The organism is Cupriavidus sp. GW822-FHT06G04, from assembly GCF_058799075.1.
Genome location: NZ_JBXALD010000003.1, coordinates 280677 through 302328 on the forward strand (window position 1 = coordinate 280677; position 21652 = coordinate 302328).

Here is a 21652-nt window from a genome sequence, read left to right on the forward strand (position 1 = left end):
TGTCTACAGGAGAAGATCATGCCGATTGCAAAACGCGTATGTATTTCCGCCATGGCTTTGCTGTTCGGTGGTGCTGCCATCGCCCAGACTGGATCGGGATCGGCCGGCACCAGCGGTACGACCGGCACCGGCAACACCAACAGTGGTTCGACGAACAGCGGTGCGACCGCTCCTGGTTCGGGATCGATGGGCGGCATCACGCAGCAGCGCGGCCAGGCAAACCCGGGATTGAAGCGAAACCCATCGGTCGGCGGCACTTCCGGGAATACGATGGGATCAGGGCCGACCACTGGCAGCGGCATCGGGAATGCGCCGTATGGCGCCGGTTCGTCCGGCAGCGGTGTAACGGGTAGCGGCATGTCAGGCACCACCGGCGGCACGACGGGCACTGGCCCTGGCGGCGGGATGGGTGGATCGGGCGGGGGCATGGGCGGTGGCTCTGGTGGATCGGGTGGTGGCCCCGGCGGCAGCGGTGGTGCGGGTGGCGCCGGCGGGGCGGGTGGTGGGCGCTGATCGCGCTTATGGTGAACCGGAGCTGACACCACGGCATGTCAGCGGCCGGCATTGGGCTCCCAATCACTTGCCGGCCGTCTGCGCGGCAGCCGGAGACGACGCAGATGCCGACGCAGGCGCGGGCGCGCCCGTATAGAGCGCGTCGAGCCCCGCTATGTCGGCATCGGTCAGTCTGTCGGCAAATGCCTGCATGACGCCGCCGTCGTCGTTGGCGCGGGTGTGCGTGCGAAAGGCATTGAGCTGCGCCGCCACGTAGCCTTTGGGCTGCCCGGTCAGCGGCGGAAGCACGGGGCCGCCTCCCTCGCCGGAAACGCCGTGGCAGTTGGTGCAAGCCGGCAGCGCGCGTGCGTTGTCTCCAGCGATATGCAGTTTGGCGCCAGCGCCATCGGTGGCCAATGTCGGCGTCTGCGGGCGCGGCTGGCTGGCGTAGTAGCGCGCCGCCGCCACGATATCCGCGTCGGTCATGTCCTTGGCAATTGGCTGCATGATTGGCGACTGCCGTGAGCCTTGCCGGAAATCGAGCACCTGCTTGACGAGGTATTCGACCGGCATGCCGGCCAGCACGGGGAACGCCTGCGGCGCGGGTGAGTTCGGCGCGTGGCAACTGGCGCACGCTGGCATGCTCGCGCCGTTGCCCTGGGTTACCAGCCGTTGTCCGCGTGCGGGATCGGCGGGCGCGGCGGCGGCCAGCAGCGCGGACCATGCGGCCGGTGTCGGCACGAAATCGGTGGCGCGCCGTTCGGCTTGCGTGGCACTGGCGGCCGATGGTTCGGAGGCGCTTGGAGACGTCGCCTGCGTGGGCGTCTGTGTCGATGCCGCACGTTGCACCGGCGCGCCGCTGCGATCGAGCAGCAGGTTGTAGCACACGGCGACCACCGGCAGCACGATACCAAGCGCAGGGATCAGCCAGACTACGACGGGCAGCCGCCGCGGTAACGTGCTCGGGGGGATGTCGTTCATACCATCGACCTCCCCGGTGACTTGAGATAGCGGTTGTGGATGGCGTCCGCGATCCAGTAGGCCGTGGCGCCCACGGTGCCAGTCGGGTTGTAGTTGGAGTTCTGCGGAAACAGGCTAGCGCCGGTCACAAACACGTTGGGCACGTCCCAGCATTGCCCGAAGCGGTTCACGACGCTGGTTGCCGGATCGTCGCCGATCGCGGCGCCGCCGGTCAGGTGCGTGGACTGATAGCTGGTCGATGTGTAGGGCCGTTTGCGTGGGCCCGGTTCGGTCGACACCACACCTTTCATGGCCTTGCCGATGGCATTGCCGCGCTCGGTCAGGAACGCCGACATGCGGATGTCGTTGTCAGGAAAATCGTAGGTGATGCGCAGCAGCGGCTGGCCGAAGGCGTCGCGATAGGTGGGATCCAGATCGAGATAGGTGCCGCGCGTGGGCATTGCCGAGCCGGTGATCGTGATCGACGCCGAATGGTTGTAATAGCGCTTGACGTTGCGCTTCCACGCGCTGCCCCATTGCGGCGATCCGTGCGGCGTTGGGTGATAGCCGATCGGCGCGCCGCTGACCACCTGGATTTGCAAGTAGCCGCCGCCTACGAAGCCGTGCGGGCCGTGATCGAAATTGTCGGCGCTGAAATCATCCATCGTCACGGCCGCGGCCCCTGCGCCCATGAACGGATTCAGCAAGGTCTTCTCGTCGAAGAACAGATTCACGCCCGACGTGGTCTGGTGCGTGAAGTTGCGACCGACCACACCTTGGCCGGTCGCGGCCTCGTAGGGCTTGCCGATGCCGGACAACAGCAGCAGGCGCACGTTGTTCACGCTGAAGGCGCACAGGAATACCATCTGCGCCGGCTGGAACACCGTCTGTCCGCCGGCATCGACATAGCTCACGCCGCGCGCCAGCTTGCCCGCGCGGTCCAGTTCCACCTTGAGCACGTGTGCATTGGTGCGCAACTCGAAGCTTTTCTGTTTGAGCGCGGCCGGCAGGATACACACCTGCGGCGATGCCTTGGCAAAATGCTCGCAGCCAAAATTCGAACAGAACCCGCAGTACACGCACGCGCTCATCGGCAGCCCCTCGCTGTTGACGTAGGGACGCGTCGACAGCGCCGACGGCTGGATATAGGGGTGGTAACCGAGCGATGCCGCTGCCGTTCCGAACAGCGCCGAAGCGAACGGCACCTTCATCGGCGGATTGGGATAGGGGCGCGACCGCCATGGTTCGAACGGATTGCCGCCCGGCTGCAGCTTGCCTTTCAGATTACCGGCAAAACCCGAGGCGCCGATCAGGTAGTCGAAGCGGTCGTAGTACGGTTCCAGTTCGTCGTAGGTCAGCGGCCAGTCCTGGGCAGTCAGGTCCGCATCGAAGATGCGATCGCCATAGCGCTGCCGGTAGTGGCTGCGCAGCTTGAAATCGGTGGGGTCGAAGCGGTAATACGCGCCGGACCAGTGGTTGCCAGCGCCGCCGAGATGCGTGGCCGGATAGGCAAACTGCCAGCGCCGCATCGGCAATGCGGTCTGGTCGCTGCGATTGCGGAACGTGAAGGTTTCGCTCGCGGTGTCCTGATGAAGGGCGTGGCGGCGGGTGTACTTGAGTTCGTCGTGAATCGCGGGCGCCTGGAAGTCGGGTGAAGGCCAGCGCGGTTGACCGCGTTCGAGCATCACTACGCGCACGCCACGGGCGGCCAGTTCCTTGCCGATGATCGCGCCGGTCCAGCCGCCGCCAATCACGACGGCATCCACTGCGGGCAATGTCTTGCTCATTGGATGTCCTTGGTCAGCGGCATGGTGGGTGCTGCGGGACTGCGGCAGATCGCATCGTCGGCCGAAGCGATCAGCGATGCGCCTTGCGCGTGCTTCGACGGCGAGGGCGTTTCCATCGCGTGCGGACGCGCCGTGGCGATGGACACCGGCGCGCGTACATAGGCGACGTTATGCCGTTCGATGTCGTTGGCAAAGCTGGCCATGGCGCCCGGAAATCCGACGAGCTTCCATCCCACCATGTCGCGGTTGCCGCCGTAGACCGGGTCGGAAAAAAACCCTTCGATGGCGCCGTCCAGCAGCATCTGGAAGAAAACGGGGCCGGGCAGCGGATCCAGCGCCAGCTTGCCGCTTTCCAGCGCGCTCAGCACCGTGTCCTGCGTGGCGACGTCCAACTGGGCAAAGCGCTTCCCACCGTATTGCGTCTCGCATGCGCGGTCGAGCGCCGCCAGGCCAAGCCGGTAGCATTCGGCCGGGGTCAGCGGTAGCTGATAACCCTGCTCCGGCGTACCGGGTTGGAACGGACCCTGCCGATAGAAATGGGCGCCCGCGCCATAGGCGCCCCCCAACTGTCGATCCAGAAACGTGGTGACTCCGGCTTCCTTGGCGCCGGGGCCCAGTTCGTCGGCCGGAATCAGGCGCGCGACGATGGCGTCGACAGTAATTCTTTCGTCGGCATTGAAGAACAGCGCTACCGGATTTTCCAACGCGGCACCTTGCGGCGCACTTGCCGGCTGCGCGGCAGGCGCCGTTCCATGCGGCGAAGCGGCGCTTGGCGTGGAGCCTTGCGCGGCGGCCAGCACGGCGGCGCTGGCCGGCACTGTCGCGCCAATGGCTTTCAACAGCCGGCGCCGCGACGGACGAAATGGGTCTTGCATATCGGTCCTCCTGATTGGGCCGGGTGACTTAAAACCCCGCTATGACAGCAAGATTCGTGACATCCCCTTCACACGGCGCGTCGCATGGCACGCGCACTGCTTGCGTATGGCGCACCAAATGCGTGGCCTGACGGAGGTGATCCCGATGCAAATGATAGGAAACGGTCGCGATGCCCGATACCTGAAATGTGGCGCGCCTGCCGCGATTTTGGCTGCGCTTGCGGTATTGGTTGCGTCGATGCTGATCGCTAACGGCCCCGCGTTGGCCGCTTCCGTTGCCGATGGCCGCCAAGCGAGCCGACCCGCCAGCACCGCGCCTGCGCCAGCCAGAGGGGCCCGTGCAAGCAACCATGCCGCCTCCGCTGCAGGGGCGGCTGGCGCCGCCACCTCGACCAGGCCTGCGGACTCCGCAGGTGCCGCCGCCACGCAGGGATCGCGCGGCGCGGGCGGCAGCGATGGCCTTCCCGGTACCGGCGCCACGGCCGGATCGGGCGGTTCTGCGGACATGCGCGGCGAGCCTGCAGGCAAGCGCTGAGTTTCGCGATCGATACGAACGCAGCATCCCCGGGGCGCGGCTCGCCTGCCATGCCCCAGGGCTTGCTTGGCACCGTCGCGCGGCTACATCGTCATTACAACTTTCACGCAGCCGTCCTGCTTGTCGCGGAACGTCTTGTACATCTCAGGGCCGTCTTCCAGCGCAACGCGATGCGTGATGATGATGGTCGGATCGATCTGCCCATCGAGGATTCGCTGCAGCAAATCGTCGGTCCAGCGATTCACATGGGTCTGTCCAGTGCGCAGGGTCAGGCCCTTGTTCATGACAGCACCCATCGGAATCTTGTCGACAAAGCCGCCATAAACGCCAGGAACCGAAAGAATGCCAGCCGGGCGGCACACGTACATCATTTCCCGCAGCACGTGCGGCCGGTCCGATTCCAGCATCACAGCCTGCTTGATACGGTCGTATACGGAATCGAGCGATGCCGTGGCGTGGGCTTCGAGCCCGACGGCATCGATGCACTTGTCCGGCCCCTTGCCGTTGGTCAGCTCGTTCAGGGCTTCCACCACATTGACCGCGTCGAAGTTCAGCGGGGACGCGCCAAGCTGCTCCGCCATGGCAAGCCGCTCGGCCACGTTGTCGATGGCGATCACGCGCTGCGCGCCCATGATCTTTGCGCTCAGGATGGCGAACTGGCCGACGGGACCGGCGCCCCAGACCGCCACGATATCCTCGGGCTGGATTTCGCAAGCCGCTGCGGCCTGCCAGCCGGTGGGCAGGATATCGCCCAGGAACAGCACCGATTCGTCGCTGACGCCATCGGGGATCTTCACGGGGGCGACGTCGGCATACGGCACGCGCACGAATTCGGCCTGCCCGCCCGCGTAGCCTCCGGTCAGGTGCGTGTAGCCGAACAGGCCCGCCGTGGCGTGTCCGAACACCTTGTCCGCCGTGGACTTGTTGCGGTTGGTGCGTTCGCACACCGAGAAGTTGCCTCGCCGGCACTGGTCACATTCGCCGCAGATGATCGTGAACGGTACGACGACGCGGTCGCCTACTTTCAGGCGGGTGTTTTCCGCACCGACTTCCACGACTTCACCCATGAACTCGTGGCCCATGATGTCGCCTTTTTCCATGCCCGGCACGAAACCGTCGAACAGGTGCAGGTCGGATCCACAAATGGCGCAACTGGTGACCTTGATGATGGCGTCGCGCGGGTGTTCGATGGCAGGATCGGGAACGGTATCGCAGCGGATGTCGTGCTTGCCGTGCCAGCAAAGGGCTTTCATATTCGGCTCCAGGCAGTGATCGTCGGCAGAACCAGTCGAGGGCTGGTCCCGGGGAAACCTCGCCGACGCACGGAGCGTGCCCGTGAGTGCGACACGCCGCGCGCGAGGGAAACCCGGTGCAAGCCAACGCAGTACACGGACAGCCGCTATGTACATGTGACCGGCATCGATTACAAGCGCACCATTGCAAACGGTCCACGGCGCATGGCGCGCGGACGGGACCGAAATATGCTTGGCATCGCGCCACTTACCGGAGGAAGACCATGCTGGCAAAAGGACCCACAACCATTGTCGTGACCGGCGCGTCCAGCGGAATCGGCCGGGCCACCGCAGAGGCGCTCGCCTATCACGATATCCGCCTGGTGCTTGCGGCGCGGCGCGAGGAGGCGTTGGAGGCTACTGCGGCGGTGTGCCGCGAAAAAGGCGCACGCGCGCTGGTGGTGCCCACCGATGTGACCGATTCTGCGGCGATGGAACGCCTTGCGGCGCAGGCCGGCGAGTTTGGCGACGGCAGAATCGACGTGTGGATCAACAACGCCGGCGTTGGCGCAGTAGGACAGATCGAGGATATTCCGGCCGAAGCGCACGAGCGCGTCATCCGCACCAACCTTCTTGGCTACATGTACGGCGCGCATGCGGTCATCCCGTACTTCAAGCGCGTAGGACGCGGCACGCTGGTCAACGTGCTGTCGCTCGGCGCGTGGGCGCCTTCGCCGTTGGCCACGTCGTATTCCGCGAGCAAGTACGGGCTGCGCGGATTCTCCGAGGCGTTGCGGCTGGAACTGGTGCCGTGGCCCGAGATCCGCGTGTGCGACATCTTTCCATCGGTGATCGATACGCCGGGATTTCGTCACGGAGCCAACTACACGGGGCGCATGCTCAAGCCGCCGCGTCCGCTTTACGATGCGCGCGAAGTGGCGCATGCGATCGTGCGCGCCATCGAAGACGCGCGCCGTCGCGCCGTGACGGTCGGCATGGTTGCGCAACTCGCCAAGATCGCCAATGCCGTTGCGCCGGCGGGCGTGCGCGTCGTGTCATTCCGTACGCTGCGCCGTTATCTCGATAACGCGCCCAAGGTTCCGGTCACGGCCGGCAACCTGTTCGAACCCAGCAAGGGCAGCATGTCGATCGACGGCGGCTGGCGCGGCGCGCAGCGCGGACGCGCGGTGCAGAACGCATTGCTGGCCGGCACACTGCTGGCGGCCGGACTGCTGCTTCTCCAGCGCACGCGACACCGCTAGCGCTCGCGTCCCGCTTCAGCGCCGCGCCGATCATTCACTGCGCATGCGAACACCGCTCATGCGCCGCCAGACGTCGGGGCCTACCGTGGCCACGCCGAGGCCCGCCATGATCAACGCACACGCGAGGAACACCATCGACCAGTTGCGCTCCGTGACCTGTGCAGCAAGTGCCAGGCAGATCATCGACAGCACCGGCGTACAGTAGCCGAGTATGCCTACCTGTGCCGCGTTTGCACTACGCATGGCGCGATCCCACAGCACGAACGCGATGCCAAGCGGACCCAGGCCAATCGCCAGGATCCAGCCAGTCTCCACGCCGGACAGCGCAACTGTGTCTTCAAACACGAGGTGACTGGCGATGGCCAGCAACCCGGCGCCCAGACAGAAGCCGCCAACGGCCCATGACGAAAACGGCGGCAGCCATCGCGCGCCCAGCGAATAGACGGCCCAGACCAGCGCCGCCAGCAGCGCCATCGCGTAACCGACGGCATAGTCGCCGCTGAACGCCACCGAGCCCGATCCGGACGTGATGGCGAGAATGCAGCCGCCGAAGCCGAGCAGCGCCCCCAGCAGCTTGGCCATGCAATCGACGCCGTGCCACACCGTGGTGCCCAGCAATACCAGGATCAGCGGCCACAGGTAGTTGATCAGGTTGGCCTCGACGATGGGCGCGAGACGGAATGCCAAAACCAGCCCGGCGTTGTACGCGAACAGGCACGTCACGCCGAATGCCAGCGTGCGCAGCGGCACGCGCCATTCGCGCACGCGATGCAAACAGGTCAGGCTGCCCGTGCATAGCGCAAGGCCGGTCAGCAGAAACGGCGGCACGTTCGGCGCAAACGATACCAACGTAGCAAACGACGCCCACAGCAGAATCGCGCCCATCGCGCATAGCCATGCCACGGCATTCATGCCGCCACCCCTGTAACGTGGTCGGTCGATACATCGGGGCCGGGCGGCGGCAGAGAGTCCGGATTGAAGTTGGTGAGAAAGTCGATATTGAGGGCGCGGATCTTTTCGGTCATGAAATCGATAAACACGCGGATGCGCGTGGGTAGGTGTTGGCGGCTCAGGTAGCAGATGTAGTGGCCACGGTCGTCCGGGGCGTGGCGCGCCAATGCGATGACCAGCTCGTTTGCGGCCACATGGTCGCGGATCTGGTAGCCCGACATCTGCGCGATGCCCCATCCCTGCCGCACCGCATGCAGAACGAGGTCCGCGTCGTTGAACGTCATGCGCGCCTTGGGCATGAACTTGCGGACGATGCCGTCGATCTTGAACTCCCATTCGAAGATGCGTCCGCTGGAAAAGCGGAAGTTGATGCATTCATGCTCGGTCAGCTCGTCCAGCGATTGCGGCAGGCCATGTCGCGCCACGTACGATGGCGCGGCGCACAGCGCCATCTGCATCGGAATCAGTTGTTTGGCGATGATGCTGGAGTCCTCGATCCGTCCGTTGCGAAACGCCACGTCGATCCGTTCGGAGGCAAAGTCGGTCGGCCGGTCGTCGAGTAGTAGATCGATGGCGATGTCTGGATAGGTCTTGACGAAGAGGTCGAGCAACGGCGCAACAACCTTGCGCCCGAAGCCGACAGTGGCGCTGATACGCACCAGGCCGCGCGGCGGCCCTTCGCGCAGTTCCAGCATGTCGTTCATGGCCTCGACGATATGCGTGACGCCCTGATGGCAGTTCTCGAAGAAGCGCTGGCCTTCGCGCGTCAGCTGCGTGGTGCGCGTGGTGCGCAGGAACAGCCGCGTGCTCAGTTGCGTTTCCAGCTTCTGAACGTTGCGGCTGACAGCCGAGCGCCCGATGCCCAGGCGCTCGCCCGCCTTGGCGAAGCTGCCTTCGCTGGCCACCGCCATGAACGCCATGATGCCCGCGTAGCTTGCGGCAAAGCTGGTGGACAGCGCGTCAGCCCGATTGGGCAGGCTGATGCGGAAATTGCGGTCCGAGGTGCCCGCCTGTTGCGTCGATTCCATGTTTTATTCCCCTGAGCATTCTCGTCATCCAGCTGGCGTGTTTTCACCGAGCATGCGCACACCGAGCTGTTTGCGCTGGGCGACGTTCGCTCCGGATCCACTAAAGGTGTGGCAACGGCGGTGGGCGAGGGCGCGGCGCTCGTGTCGCAGATCCATGCCTACCTCGCTAAGGTGCAGCACGCGGCCTGATCGGCCAACGGCAGGCTGACGACGAAACGCGCCCCGCCGGTGCGGCGGGATTCAGCACGGATGGCCCCGCCGTGGGACGTGGCGATGTGCCGGCAGATGGCCAGGCCCACGCCCATGCCGTCGTCCTTGGTGGTGTAGAACGCTTCGAACAGACGCGGCGCAGCTTCGGCGGAAAAGCCGCAGCCGCGATCGCTGATCGTCGCCACGGCCTCGCCTGCGCAGGTTGACAGACGCGCTGTCAACTGGCGCGCGTGCAGCGGCGTGTTCGACATGGCCTGCATCGCGTTGACGATCAGGTTCACGAACAGTTGGTGCAGTGCGGCGCGCTCTGCCATCACGACGATGCCTTGGTCGGGAATATCGAGCATCACATCGATGCCTTGACGCCGCAGATCGTCTTCCATCCAGTGCAGCGTGTCGCGCAGCAGCGCATCGATCCGCAGCGGCTGGCGTGGCCGCGGTGCGGGCGACGCCAGCGCGCCGAGTTCCGCCAGCACCGCGGCGGCGCGCTGCGCGTCGGCCACCAAACGTTCCAGCGAGGCTGTGGCGGCGGCGATATCGGGAGGATCGTGCCTGAGCCAGCGCAGTGCCGACTGGCCGCGCGTGGCCACCGACGCCACCGGCTGCACGGCATCATGGACGATCATGGCCATGCATCGCCCCAGCAGTGCGAGCCGGTTGGCATGCAACTGGCCCTGGCCAGCGATCTCGGCATCGGGAAGTCTTGCGCTGGCGGCCGGCTGCTGTGGCGCCTCTTCCTCGGCAAGCATGGCTATGCGGTCAGTGAGGTTTTGGACAGCTCAGCGCGTCCGGCGGCCAGTTGCAGCGCGACACGCGCCACGCGTGCGCCCAGATAGGCCGATGTCTTGAGGTCTGCCGGCGTTGCGCCGTCGTCCGCGTCGACGTCGGCGTCCGACTGTGCTGCAGCGCCGAGGAAGTAGCCATGGCGATTCATGCTGGCCTCGCTCGACGCGGAATTGTTGTGTCCAGGCGGCAGACCCAGGTTCACCCAGTGCATGCCTAGCTGTGCGGCGAAGATGGCCAACTGCTGCAGCGTGTTGAGCTTGTCGCCCGAGCGCGACGCCGCATTGGTGAAACCCGCCGCAACCTTGTCTTTCCATGCATTGCGTGCAAACACGGTCTGGGCGGACGCATCCATGAAGGCCTTGAACGGCGCCGAGGCACTCCCCATGTAAGTGGGCGCGCCAAAGATGATGGCGTCCATCGTGTCCAGCTCGCTCCAGTGGGCGTCGATGTCCTCGACGGGAATCAGCGTGCTTCGTACTCCCATCACACTGCCTGCGCCGGCGTGTACCGCTTCCGCCTGTTTGCGCGTGTGCCCATAGCCGCTGTGATACACCACCGCGACGCGAACTGCGTGTGTCATGTTTGTTCTCGCTGTTGGATTGACTGCCGGCGCTGCTACTGACCATCCCTTGGCCGACCTCGACACGATGTTAATGAGCGCTTAAATGAGCGTAAATGACAGCGTTCCCGTTTTTTCTGCCACTCTGCCAGCCGTCTGGGCCACGCCGCACGCATTTCATCGGCGATTGGTGAAAAAAGGGAAACAGCGCCGCCCCTTTACCCTGCTTGTGATAAGAAGTCACCCTGACTAGACTCGCCGCCGACTTGCCTTGCCGCTTTCGCGCCGCCCGCCTGATCCGCGGGCCGCGCTATGCCACGGGCCGTGACCGACGGGAGCCTAACCATGACAGCAATGCCAATGCTTGAGTCCTTCCTGCAGCCTGTGCCTGGTGCCCACCGCACGTCGCGCACGGCGCGAGCGATGCGCTCGGCAGTCCCGGTGTCACGGTTCAGGCGCAGGCTTGCACTTGATTGCCCCCTTGACATAGCATCGCCCGATTACAGCAAGACCTCTCATGCATCAGACCCAATCGCCCCCTGTCTCCGGAAACATTGAAGACATGCCGCGCAACATCCTGTTCGTGGCGTATCCAGATGTCAGCCTGCTCGACCTTGCCGGACCCCAGACCGTGTTCTGGGCCGCGTCCAACTACGCGCGCGCGCGCGGCATGGCGGGCTACAAATGCCATACCACCAGTTTTTCCGGCGGCATGGTGGCAACGGTGGAGGGCACCGCAATGAGTTCGGTGTCGCTGGCGTCGTTCGATCTGCGCGTGGTCGATACGGTGATCGTTCCGGGATCGCCCACCATCCTTGAAGTGGCCAGGAACGAGACGGCGCTGATCGACTGGCTGGCCCAGGCCGCCAGCAAGACCCGCCGGATGGCGTCGGTGTGCAGCGGCGCGTTCCTGCTGGCGTTCGCGGGGCTGCTCGACGGCAAGCGCGCCACCACCCACTGGGCCATGCTGGACCGGTTTCGCGAGCTGTTTCCCACCGTCGATCTCGATCCCGACGCGATTTTCGTGCAGCAACAGAACCTGTGGACCTCGGCCGGCGTGACCACCGGCATCGACCTGGCACTGGCCATGGTGGAAGCCGATTACGGGCACGAGGTGGCGCTCAACTCGGCAAAGGAACTGGCGGTCTACATGAAGCGCCCGGGTGGCCAGCCGCAGTTGAGCGAGATCCTTATTTCGCAGAGCCGGCAGGTGCCGGTGTTCGAATCGCTGCACCTGTGGATCGTCCAGAACCTTGCGCGCGAAGAGCTGAGCGTCGAACAGCTGGCCGAGTATGTCGGTATGAGCCCCCGCAACTTTGCGCGCGTATACAAGGAAAAGACCGGTCGCACGCCCGCCAAGGGAGTGGAGCACTTCAGGCTGGAAGCGGCGCGGCGGCAATTGCAGGATCCGGGCCGGCCGATCGACGTGATCGCGCGCGAGTGCGGATTCGGCAGCGAGGAACGGATGCGCGTGACCTTTCAGCGCCACTTCGGGCTGTCGCCGAGCGAATACCGGCTGAAGGTCAATCGCTAGCCCGGCCGTCGCCGCGATTGGTGCAAAAAGGGAAACATCATGCGCTGCGCGCCGGACTGGTGTCGGTGAATGGTGCCCCATAGCATGCAGGCACGTGGACTATTTCCACTTTCCTGACATGGAGATGCATCATGAAAATCGTAGTGATTGGTGGCACCGGTCTGATCGGCAGTAAGGTGGTGGCGCGGCTGTCCGCGCAAGGGCGCAACGTGCTGGCGGCATCGCCTGCTACGGGCGTCAACGCGCTGACCGGCGAAGGGCTTGCGCAAGCGCTGTCAGGCGCGCAGGTGGTGGTAGATGTGGCCAATTCGCCGTCGTTCGAGGATCAGGCCGTCCTGCATTTTTTCGAAACATCGGGCCGCAATCTGGCCGCCGCCGAAAAGGAAGCCGGCGTGGCGCACCACGTTGCGCTGTCCGTGATCGGCACCGACAAACTGGCGCAGAGCGGCTATTTCCGCGCCAAGATCGCGCAGGAAGCGTTGATCCGCCAGTCCGGCATCCCCTACACGATCGTACGCTCCGCGCAGTTCTTCGAATTTCTGCCGAGCATCGCTCACTCGGCGGCACAGGAAGACACGATCCGGATCACGCCAGCGCTGATCCAGCCAATCGCGTCGGACGACGTAGCGCACGCCGTGGCAGACGCCGCGCTCGATACGCCGCGCAACGCGATGATCGACATTGCCGGCCCGGAACGCTTCCGCATGAGCGAGCTTGTGCAGCGCTATCTCGAAGCCACCGGCGACCACCGCACCGTCGTGTCCGATCCCGCCGCCAAGTATTTCGGCGCCGACCTCCAGCCGGACACGCTGGTGCCGGAGGGCGCGGCGCGACTGGGACACATCCGCTTCGAAGAATGGATGGCGCAAGCACGACAAAAAAAATAGTCCGGAGACAACGACATGGATAACGAGAGGTTGCAACCTCCGCCATTGACGCTGCTCGACCGCTATCGGGGTCAAGGATTCACCGCGCTGTACACCACCACCGTCACGGTGACCGGAGGCGAGGCCGCGCATGGCCGCGCGTCCGGCGTTGCGCGCTCCGACGATGGCAACCTTGTGCTCGACTTGCGGCTGCCGGCGGCGATGGGTGGTCCCGGCAGCGGCACCAATCCCGAGCAGTTGTTTGCCGCCGGCTACGCCGCCTGCTTTCATGGGGCGCTCGCGCTGCTTGCCCAACGCGCGCAGATCGACATGGCGCGGGCGAGCGTCGCGGTGGAAGTCTCTTTCGGCCGCGATCCGGTAGACGGCGGCTATGCGCTGATTGCCGAGATCCGTATCCGCATGCCCGGCGTGCAGCGCGAACGTGCTGAGGAACTCGTGCGCGACACCGAACGCTTCTGTCCGTACGCCAAGATGGCGCGGCAGGGCATGCACAGCATCGTCAGCGTGATCGACTGATTGCCCGATTGCGTGGCGATTCACTCTGGCCGCGCCGCTGCACGACATCGCCACGGATTGGTGTCGGCACGGCAACAGACTGGGCACCGCGACGGCACTACCGGCGCGCGGTGTTGGCCACTACGATGCCTACAAGCTGTTCCCGCATCGAAGTCGCTGCGGTGCCGGCGAGCCCAATTCCATATGACTACCAGATACGGCAGGAGAGAAACATGTCCCAACGTTTGAACTACTTCCAGCAATCGCCCGAACTGACAAAGAAGCTCATCGAGCTGAACGGGCTGTTCCAGAAGACGACGATCGAGCAGCACATCCGCGAACTGGTCGAGATTCGCGCATCGCAGCTGAATGGCTGCGCTTTCTGCGTTGACATGCATATCAAGCAGGCCAAGATCCACGGCGAGCGTGAACTGCGCCTGCACCACGTAGCGATCTGGCGCGAGTCGACGCTGTTCACTCCGCGTGAGCGCGCTGCCCTGGCATGGACGGAGGCGCTGACGCATCTGCCCACGCACGGCGTGCCCGACGACGTGTTCGAGCGCGTTCGCACTCAGTATTCGGAGAAGGAACTGTCGGACCTGACCTTCCAGATCGGCGCGATCAACGCGTGGAACCGACTCAACGTGGCATTCCAGATGGAGCCGGGCTCGGCCGACAAGATGTTTGGTCTCGACAAGGCTGGTCTGGAGTGATGCGATGAAGCGCGTTATTTCCATTGCCGCCGCATTGGCCGCAGCGTGCATGCTGCTGGCTGTGCCGGCCAGCGCGGCATCGTTCGACGCCAAGGTCACGCCGCTGACGACCACGCCGCTGCCGCAGTTCCCCGGGCACGAAGTCGAGATGATCGTCGTCGAGTATCCGCCGGGCGGATACGACCCGGTGCATCGCCACGACGCCGACGCCTTCGTCTATGTGCTCGAAGGCAGCATCGTGATGGGCGTGAAGGGCGGGAAGGAAGTCACGCTGAAACCGGGCGAGATCTTCCATGAAGGCCTGAACGACATCCACACCGTCGGGCGCAATGCCAGCACCACGCAGCCGGCGAAGTTCGTCGTCTTTCTCATCAAGAAGCAGGGCGCCCCGCTGCTGCAACTGGTGAAGTAGCCCATCGCATCGAGCCGGCAGGTGCGCAGCGCTCCGTGGAACGCGCACCGGGCCGCAATGTCTTTCAGCGACCTCTTCTTTTGTTGCTCAGTCCCGATTGCCGACGCCTTCCTCCTCCGGGGACGTCGGCCTTTTTTTCGTTCGCGCACTTTTCCGATTGGTGCGCGCGTGGAAACGCCGCCTCCATCCGCGATGCCTTGTTGCGTGATCGCGAGCTTTCTAGACTTGCAGCAACAGTCGCGTCGCCCTGTGCCCTGTCGGCAGACACGGTGCGATTCGCTCGTTTGCTCGCACAGACAACGGAGTCCATTGTGAATGCCATGACATCAAAGACCTCGCGCGGCCGAGACGCTTGCGATTCGGTGGTCTACATCGTCGATGACGATCCGCACATGAACGACGCGCTGGCCGATCTGCTGCAATCGGTCGGCATCCGCTCGCGCGGGTTCTTGTCAGCGGACGCCTTCCTGGCCGCGCCAGTGGAGCCGGTGCCCGGGTGCGTGGTGATGGACGTGCGCCTGCGCGGCGCCAACGGGCTGGAAGTCCAGCGCGAGATGACGCGCCGCGGCGTCTGCCTGCCGGTAGTGTTCATCACGGGCCATGGCGATATCCAGATGACAGTGCGCGCAATGAAAGCTGGTGCGGTGGATTTTCTGTCCAAGCCATTCCGCGATCAGGATTTTCTCGACGCCGTCACCGACGCCGTCGCGGTCGATCGCAGCAATCGACTGGCATGGCATTGCGGCGACATGCTACGCACGCGCTTCGCAACACTGAGCGCGCGCGAACGCGAGGTCATGACGCTGGCGGTGTCCGGCCTGATGAACAAACAGATCGCCGACCGCATCGGCATCAGCGAAGTCACGATCAAAATCCACCGCAGCCGCGCCATGCGCAAGATGGCAGCGCGCACCTTCGCGGAACTCGTAAAGATGGCCATGGAACTGGACCTGCTGCGCGACAGCCCGGCGCCTACGCCGTTTGTTGTCGCACCCCGCGTGATGCTGGGGGCGGCGCCGCAGGCGTTGGGGGCGTATTGATGGGCGGGGGAGGCAGCTCGGCGGCGGGTCGCGAAGGCGTGCCTTACTTCGCGCTGAATTGAAGGGCGGCAGCCAAAAAAAGTGGCGTTATCCGCTCAAAACACATTTCGGATTTCGACATAAAAGCAGTGTTTTTTAAGGGGTTTTCGTTGACATTATGGCGATTGCGGACTATTTTCGCCATATGCCAGCCTCCACCCCCCGCCGCCCGCCCAAACACACGCCCGTCCTGGTCAAAAGCGCGCTCGAGCGCTTGGGCGCCCGACTCGTTTTCGCCCGGAAGTTGCGGGAAATGACCCAGGAGCAACTGGCGGCGTTGTCCGATGTATCCCCGTCGACGCTTCGCTCGTTGGAAGAGGGCAGCGACGGCGTTTCGATTGGCAACTTTCTGAAGGTCATGCAGGGCCTCCAGTTGCTTGACCAACTGGAAGGGCTTCTCGATGCGAAACAAGATCCCGAAGCCATTGCCTTTGCAGAGCGACAACTAGGTCACCGCCGATGACGACCGTTCCGGTATGGGCCTGGCTACCCGGCAGCGATAGCCCCACACATGCAGCCGACCTTGTGCTCGAGCGCACACTACGATTTGTCTATTCGCGCGACTTTCTTGCTCGCGACGAGGCGCTGCCGCTCGATCCCGTCGAGCTCCGTCTCGTTCGCAACACGCGCGGCAGTGTGATTGCTGCGGCGGATGGCCTGCCCGGAGTGATACGCGACGCGAAGCCGGCCGGTTACGGGGCCGACCGGCTGGTTGCGCACGCGGGAAGGGAACTCAGCGGCATCGAATTGCTTGAGCGAGGCGTTCCGGACGGTGTTGGCGCAATCGAGGTGTGCACCGATATTGATCGGAAACTTGCCTGGAAGCCCAAGGGTCTGGAAGAACTCCAGCAATTGGCAGAGGAACTGGATGCGGCGGATCCCGCCAGCCGAGCAATACGGCGCTTGAACGCTGATCTCGATACCAGCGCCGGCGGAGAGCGTCCAAAAGCGACGCTGGTGCACGACGGTCGACTGTGGCTGGCAAAGATGCAGGACCGCGGTGATCGCCTGGCGATGCCGGCGAGGGAGTTTGTCGCCATGCGATTGGCGCAGATGGCCGGCCTCGACGTGGCACCTGTCGTCCTGCATACGTTTGGCTCCCATCAGGTCTTACTTGTCGATCGATTTGATCGTGCGGGCGACCCATATCGCCCACAGCGCCGCCTATTCGCCAGCGCCCATACCGCACTCAGACTTCCATTGGACGCCGTCCGCGGCGACCCGCGACGCTCCTATCTGAACCTCGGAGATGCTCTGCGTGTATGGGCACGGGGCCGTGAAGACCTTGCCGCGCAGCTTCAAGAGTTGTGGCGGCGCATGGCCTTTAACGCGTTAGTGGGCAACACCGACGATCATCCACTGAACCACGGTCTGCTACACGACGGCGGGACGCAACGCAGCTGGCACCTGGCTCCGGCATTCGACATTACGCCCGCCATGTCAGCCGCGCAGCCAATGAGCGCCGAGGGCCCCATGCTTTCCATGGCAACTGGCGCGGATGGTTCGGCGCGGGCCGGCGTGGATCGACTCGCGGGGGCAGCTAGCCATTTCGGCGTGGACGCAGCGGCGGCAACCGCCTGGATCGCAACCACCGCACGACTCATTGCCATGCATTGGGAGACGATGTTGCGGGACGCTGCACGCCCAATCGTGGAAGATGATTCGAGAATGACTGCGCTGGTGGAGGATGCCCGGGCCGCGTTCGCTTATAGCGAGTGGTTGTCGGTGAGGCTTTAAGGCGTAGGCATTGAAAGTTGCACGACAAGGCGGTGTGGATTTGGAAGTAGCGGGATTCCCTCCTTTAGGGTTCTTTTGTTATGCAACGGGATTGATAGTGCTTGTTATCGATACGGATGTGTGTTGTTAGGAAAAACTCGTCTCAGCTGAAATACCTAAAGTTGCGTTCTATCGGGGAAACGGTCCGCGTGCCTCGGCCATTCGACGCCCGTCGGCGAAGAGAGATGGGAGCGAGTAGCAGAAAAGCGAAGGTTTCCAGCGGACCGGATGCTCACCAGCTCAGCCTCCTACTATCGCGGGATGGCCATAGTGCTAAGTCGCCAGCAGAATAGGCGCCTGCGCATCTAGATCTTTCGCCTCGCGCGCACATGCATGTGCTGGCAGCGCAGTTCCCAAGTAAAGTGCATCGCAAGAGGCCCTACAAGAACCTACCAAGCGAAGCCTATTCTCTCGAAACCATGAAGTTAAAGCGCATCTATATCAGCAACTTTCGCAACTTCGAGCGGATTGACGTTGCCTTGGACGGAAGCGTCGTTGTGGTCGGTGAAAACCGGGTTGGCAAGAGCAATCTGCTTTTCGCCCTGCGTCTTATCTTGGATCCAAGCCTCCCTGATAGCGCTCGCCAGTTGGGGCAAGGGGATTTCTGTGATCGCCTTGGTGAACCTCTGGAGAACGAGCGCATTACCGTATTCGTCGAACTTGTTGAGTTTGCAGACGATATGGATTTGCTTGCTGTCCTAACCGACTATCGGCTGGATGACGACCCCGACACCGTGCGGCTGACCTACGAGTTCCGGCCTATAGCTGGCTTAGCTGGATTTCCACAGGCAGATGAGGACTATGAGTTCATCTGCTATGGCGGAGAGTCGGAAATCAAGCGGTTTGGGCACGATGTGCGCCGGCGTGTTGCAATGGACCTGCTTCCGGCGTTGCGCGATGCGGAGGGCGACCTTGCAGTTTGGCGCCGTTCGCCGCTTAGGCCCTTGCTGGAGCGCGCATTCGCGGAGGTTCCCAGTCAAGATCTACGGCAAGTGAGGGATGTGGTTCAGCAAGCAACGCAGCAACTGGCTGAGTTCCCTACGGTGCAATCTCTGCAGGATCGTTTGAGATCTCTGTTCGTCTCCATGAGCGGTCCTAAACAGGACATTCAGCCAGCTCTTGGCTTCGGTACCACGGATGTAACCCGCCTTATCAGGAATCTGAAGCTGCTCATCGATGGCGGTCTTAGAACCATTAGTGACGCGAGCCTGGGGTCGGCCAACGTGGCGTTTCTGACTCTTAAGACCCTAGAATTGCAGCAATTGATGCGCGAGAACCGCCGAGACCACACTGTGCTGGCCATCGAGGAACCTGAGGCTCATCTGCATCCTCACTTGCAAAGGTCTGTGTATCGCCACCTCTTCGAGGATTTCGCCGGAGCAGGAGGAGAACAGCTTTCCCTTATGCTCACAACGCACTCGCCGCATATCGCTAGCGTGGCGCCTCTAAGATCCCTTGTTCTGTTGCGGGAATCTGCGGAGCACGGCACTGTAGGGACATCCTCTGCTGCGATTCCTCTCACCCATGATGAGGAGGATGACCTCGCTCGTTATCTCGATGTTACGCGGGCAGAAATGCTGTTTGCGAGGGGCATCATTCTGGTCGAAGGGGATGCTGAAAAGTTCTTGCTGCCTGTGATGGCTGCCTCTATGGGGCACGACCTTGACCACCTGGGTATCACGATATGTTCGGTTTCTGGGACGAACTTTACCCCATACGCAAAGTTCCTCACTGCCTTGGGCATTCCTTTCTCCATCATTACGGACTGGGATCCGCGAGCAGGGAAGAAACCACTGGGGCTCAACCGATCATTGCGGCTTGCGCTGAACATAGAGCAGACCCGGACCGGGGTTGCGCAGCCGCAGTTGGCGCAAGAACTCTTCGCCATAGCGGACTACGAGGCCTTCGTTCAGAGGTGTGAGGAGTTTGGCATCTTTTCAAACGTTGTCACCTTGGAAGTCGACTTGTTTGATGACGAAGACTTTACCGATGCGATTATAGCGACTCTCCGAGAGTCGAATTGGAGCGATGAACGTCGTGCATGGATCGATGCATGGGAGGCGGACCCTGAGAAGCTGAACAATGCGAACTATCTCAAGATGATCGAAATCATCGGAAAAGGACGCTTCGCCCAGCGGCTTGCGTCGAAGATCGAAGGTTTGACGCCTCCAGCCTATATTGCTGGCGCAATCTCCTACGTAGTACGTCGTGTCTGATCGCGCCGCCTATCTGCAAGCTGCCGAGGAACTTCGCGACAATCCTGGGCAGTGGGCAGCTTACGAATCGCGAGGACACTGTGTAGTCTTGGCTGGTCCCGGTAGTGGCAAGACGAAGACTCTCACTATTAAAATGGCCCGCCTTCTAGCGGAGGACGTGGCCGAGCCCCGCGGTGTCGCATGCATTACGTACAACAACGAATGTGTTCGTGAGCTGGAGGGGCGCCTTTCTTCGCTGGGCGTAGATCCAGGCGGGCGTATTTTCGTAGGAACAATACATTCATTCTCGCTAACGCAGGTCATTCTTCCTTACGCGAAGGTGGCGAATTTGGGGTTGCCAGAGGATTTCCTTGTCGCCACCAACGCGGAATGCTCAGCGGCATTCAATGATGCTGTGCAGCGCGTGTGGGGTGTGGCGCCCAATATGCAAACCGCGCGCTCGCAAATGGGGAGCTATCGTCGATCCATTCTTAATCGAGACAGCGATCTATGGCGCGATACGAATCCCCGTTTGGCGCAGTTGGCGGAGGCCTATGAGGCGGACCTACGCGGCCGTGGGCTCGTTGACTTCGATGACATGCCTTTGCTCGCAGTTCGCGCTCTGAGGGAGAATTCTTGGCTGCAAACCGCATTGCTTGCGAAATACCCTGTTCTGGTCGTTGACGAATACCAGGACCTAGGGGCGGCTCTGCACCGCATGGTTATGGGCCTTTGCTTTGGTACCGGTATGCGGCTGTTCGCAGTAGGGGACGTGGACCAGTCGATATACGGTTTTACGGGAGCTCAGCCGCAAATGTTGCAGCGCCTTGCCGAGAGGGATGACGTGGAGACCATTCGTCTCCAGCGCAACTATCGAAGCGGACATCGAATCGTGGCAGCTTCTGGCGCTGCACTCGGAGTGGATCGTGGATATGCCGCAGTCGCAGGGGCACCCCAAGGTGAAATTTACTTTCATTCCCTCGTGGGTAGTTACGAGGTGCAGGCCCGCCGTCTCATGACAGAACTTGTTCCCGCTGCTATGGCGCGTGAGCCAGGTGTTCGCTACGATGAAATTGCCATCTTGTATCCGGCCGCTTGGATTGGCAATGCTGTCGCAGAGATGGCGCGCACCGCTGAAGTTCCATTTATTCGTACGGATGGTAATGCGTTGTATCCGCGGTCGAGCCGGCTGATGCAGTGGTTGGAACGATGCGCTCAATGGTGTTGCGGCGGGTGGCGTACTGGTAGTCCACGGTTTTCCCAGTTGGTATCGGAGGGGCGAAAGCTGTTCAGAGATGCTATCCGAGCAGAATCGGATGCAGCGGCATTTCATCGAGCGCTAGTGGCTTGTCTATGGGAAATGAGAAGGCCCGACATGGTGCTGTATGACTGGCTACAGCGATTCATACGCACTGTGGTGGACCAGTATGCCCAACTATCCCTGAACCTGAGGAATGAGCTCAACCTCCTGGGTTCGTTGCTGGAGAGAGTCTCAGCAAGTGCCGACTACGCGGAGATGACTGTTGCTGAGTTTGCGGGCGAACATACATTCGACAGGCTGATGCTGTCCACGCTTCACAGCGCAAAGGGTCGAGAGTTCCGCGTCGTATTTCTGTTTGGGATTGATCACGGGCGATTGCCGCGGGCTGGCGCAAGCTCTGAGGAGCTTAATGAAAGTCGTCGGTTGTTCTATGTGGGCATAAGCCGAGCCAGAACTGAGGTCCACGTTGTCCACACGCACGGCAACTCGTCGATACTCGTGGATGAGCTCCAAGCACGGTTGGGCTGACGAAAGCGGCCATTTTTAGTCGGCTTGGTATAGGCGAGACGAAGAAGCGTTCTTGCGCCGGTAGGCCGCGCCTCTTTCGCAGCATAACCGGAGGG

Annotated in this window: 20 protein-coding genes; 12 read left to right on the forward strand and 8 right to left on the reverse strand. The window is 62.8% G+C overall.

The genetic code is table 11. The annotated features are described in order from the left end of the window. Window positions 1–18 precede the first annotated feature (18 nt). Entirely contained in the window at window positions 19–513 is a 495-nt protein-coding gene (locus tag AC1RKI_RS08565) for a hypothetical protein (protein ID WP_244787906.1), read from the forward strand. 63 nt (window positions 514–576) lie between these two features. Here AC1RKI_RS08565 and AC1RKI_RS08570 read toward each other — a convergent pair whose 3' ends face one another. The 4 genes from AC1RKI_RS08570 to AC1RKI_RS08585 form a co-directional block, all read right to left on the reverse strand. Next, a complete protein-coding gene (locus AC1RKI_RS08570; RefSeq protein ID WP_492796014.1) occupies window positions 577–1473 on the reverse strand; it encodes a c-type cytochrome in 897 nt (298 codons plus the stop codon). Further along, window positions 1470–3239 carry a GMC family oxidoreductase gene (locus AC1RKI_RS08575; RefSeq protein WP_492796012.1) on the reverse strand — a complete coding sequence of 590 codons (1770 nt, stop codon included), beginning with the start codon at window positions 3237–3239 and terminating at the stop codon, window positions 1470–1472. Before AC1RKI_RS08575 ends, AC1RKI_RS08570 begins: the two co-directional genes overlap by 4 nt. Continuing rightward, complete coding sequence (locus tag AC1RKI_RS08580) at window positions 3236–4114, reverse strand: gluconate 2-dehydrogenase subunit 3 family protein (protein WP_492796010.1); 879 nt, start codon at window positions 4112–4114, stop codon at window positions 3236–3238. Before AC1RKI_RS08580 ends, AC1RKI_RS08575 begins: the two co-directional genes overlap by 4 nt. Before the next feature lie 618 nt (window positions 4115–4732). Next, window positions 4733–5902, reverse strand: coding sequence for a zinc-dependent alcohol dehydrogenase (locus AC1RKI_RS08585; protein ID WP_492796008.1), 1170 nt, complete (start codon window positions 5900–5902; stop codon window positions 4733–4735). Window positions 5903–6165: 263 nt separating this feature from the next. Here AC1RKI_RS08585 and AC1RKI_RS08590 point away from each other — a divergent pair, with 263 nt between their 5' ends. Further along, window positions 6166–7143: an SDR family oxidoreductase gene (locus AC1RKI_RS08590; RefSeq protein WP_492796006.1), complete on the forward strand. Its 978-nt coding sequence runs from the start codon at window positions 6166–6168 to the stop codon at window positions 7141–7143. Between the two features lie 30 nt (window positions 7144–7173). Here AC1RKI_RS08590 and AC1RKI_RS08595 read toward each other — a convergent pair whose 3' ends face one another. From AC1RKI_RS08595 to AC1RKI_RS08610, 4 genes are all read right to left on the reverse strand, one after another. Further along, entirely contained in the window at window positions 7174–8055 is an 882-nt protein-coding gene (locus tag AC1RKI_RS08595) for a DMT family transporter (protein WP_244787900.1), read from the reverse strand. Continuing rightward, window positions 8052–9122 carry a LysR family transcriptional regulator gene (locus AC1RKI_RS08600; RefSeq protein ID WP_492796003.1) on the reverse strand — a complete coding sequence of 357 codons (1071 nt, stop codon included), beginning with the start codon at window positions 9120–9122 and terminating at the stop codon, window positions 8052–8054. Before AC1RKI_RS08600 ends, AC1RKI_RS08595 begins: the two co-directional genes overlap by 4 nt. 158 nt (window positions 9123–9280) lie before the next feature. Continuing rightward, window positions 9281–10081 carry a sensor histidine kinase gene (locus AC1RKI_RS08605; protein WP_227461040.1) on the reverse strand — a complete coding sequence of 267 codons (801 nt, stop codon included), beginning with the start codon at window positions 10079–10081 and terminating at the stop codon, window positions 9281–9283. 2 nt (window positions 10082–10083) lie between these two features. Next, window positions 10084–10698, reverse strand: coding sequence for a flavodoxin family protein (locus AC1RKI_RS08610; RefSeq protein ID WP_244787898.1), 615 nt, complete (start codon window positions 10696–10698; stop codon window positions 10084–10086). Window positions 10699–11239: 541 nt separating this feature from the next. On the opposite strand from AC1RKI_RS08610, the gene AC1RKI_RS08615 reads away from it, so the two are divergent. The 10 genes from AC1RKI_RS08615 to AC1RKI_RS08660 all read left to right on the forward strand — a co-directional run bounded on the left by AC1RKI_RS08615 (window position 11240) and on the right by AC1RKI_RS08660 (window position 21557). After that, window positions 11240–12211, forward strand: a complete 972-nt coding sequence (locus AC1RKI_RS08615) for a GlxA family transcriptional regulator (RefSeq protein ID WP_233474034.1) — start codon at window positions 11240–11242, stop codon at window positions 12209–12211. 131 nt (window positions 12212–12342) lie between these two features. Continuing rightward, the gene (locus AC1RKI_RS08620; protein WP_492796001.1) at window positions 12343–13098 is read left to right on the forward strand and encodes an SDR family oxidoreductase; all 756 of its coding nucleotides are present in this window, start codon (window positions 12343–12345) and stop codon (window positions 13096–13098) included. Window positions 13099–13113: 15 nt separating this feature from the next. After that, complete coding sequence (locus tag AC1RKI_RS08625) at window positions 13114–13614, forward strand: Ohr family peroxiredoxin (protein WP_227461044.1); 501 nt, start codon at window positions 13114–13116, stop codon at window positions 13612–13614. Between the two features lie 212 nt (window positions 13615–13826). Next, window positions 13827–14306: a carboxymuconolactone decarboxylase family protein gene (locus AC1RKI_RS08630; RefSeq protein WP_227461045.1), complete on the forward strand. Its 480-nt coding sequence runs from the start codon at window positions 13827–13829 to the stop codon at window positions 14304–14306. A 4-nt stretch (window positions 14307–14310) separates the two neighbouring features. After that, the gene (locus tag AC1RKI_RS08635; RefSeq protein WP_492795999.1) at window positions 14311–14718 is read left to right on the forward strand and encodes a cupin domain-containing protein; all 408 of its coding nucleotides are present in this window, start codon (window positions 14311–14313) and stop codon (window positions 14716–14718) included. 35 nt (window positions 14719–14753) lie between these two features. Continuing rightward, entirely contained in the window at window positions 14754–15758 is a 1005-nt protein-coding gene (locus AC1RKI_RS08640) for a response regulator transcription factor (protein ID WP_492880890.1), read from the forward strand. 184 nt (window positions 15759–15942) lie between these two features. After that, a complete protein-coding gene (locus AC1RKI_RS08645; protein ID WP_492857524.1) occupies window positions 15943–16260 on the forward strand; it encodes a helix-turn-helix domain-containing protein in 318 nt (105 codons plus the stop codon). Next, complete coding sequence (locus tag AC1RKI_RS08650; RefSeq protein WP_492795993.1) at window positions 16257–17534, forward strand: type II toxin-antitoxin system HipA family toxin; 1278 nt, start codon at window positions 16257–16259, stop codon at window positions 17532–17534. The genes AC1RKI_RS08645 and AC1RKI_RS08650 overlap by 4 nt, the downstream gene beginning before the upstream one ends. A 368-nt stretch (window positions 17535–17902) precedes the next feature. Next, window positions 17903–19789: an ATP-dependent nuclease gene (locus AC1RKI_RS08655; protein WP_492795991.1), complete on the forward strand. Its 1887-nt coding sequence runs from the start codon at window positions 17903–17905 to the stop codon at window positions 19787–19789. Then, window positions 19782–21557: an ATP-dependent helicase gene (locus AC1RKI_RS08660; RefSeq protein WP_492795989.1), complete on the forward strand. Its 1776-nt coding sequence runs from the start codon at window positions 19782–19784 to the stop codon at window positions 21555–21557. The genes AC1RKI_RS08655 and AC1RKI_RS08660 overlap by 8 nt, the downstream gene beginning before the upstream one ends. The last annotated feature ends 95 nt before the right edge of the window (window positions 21558–21652 follow it).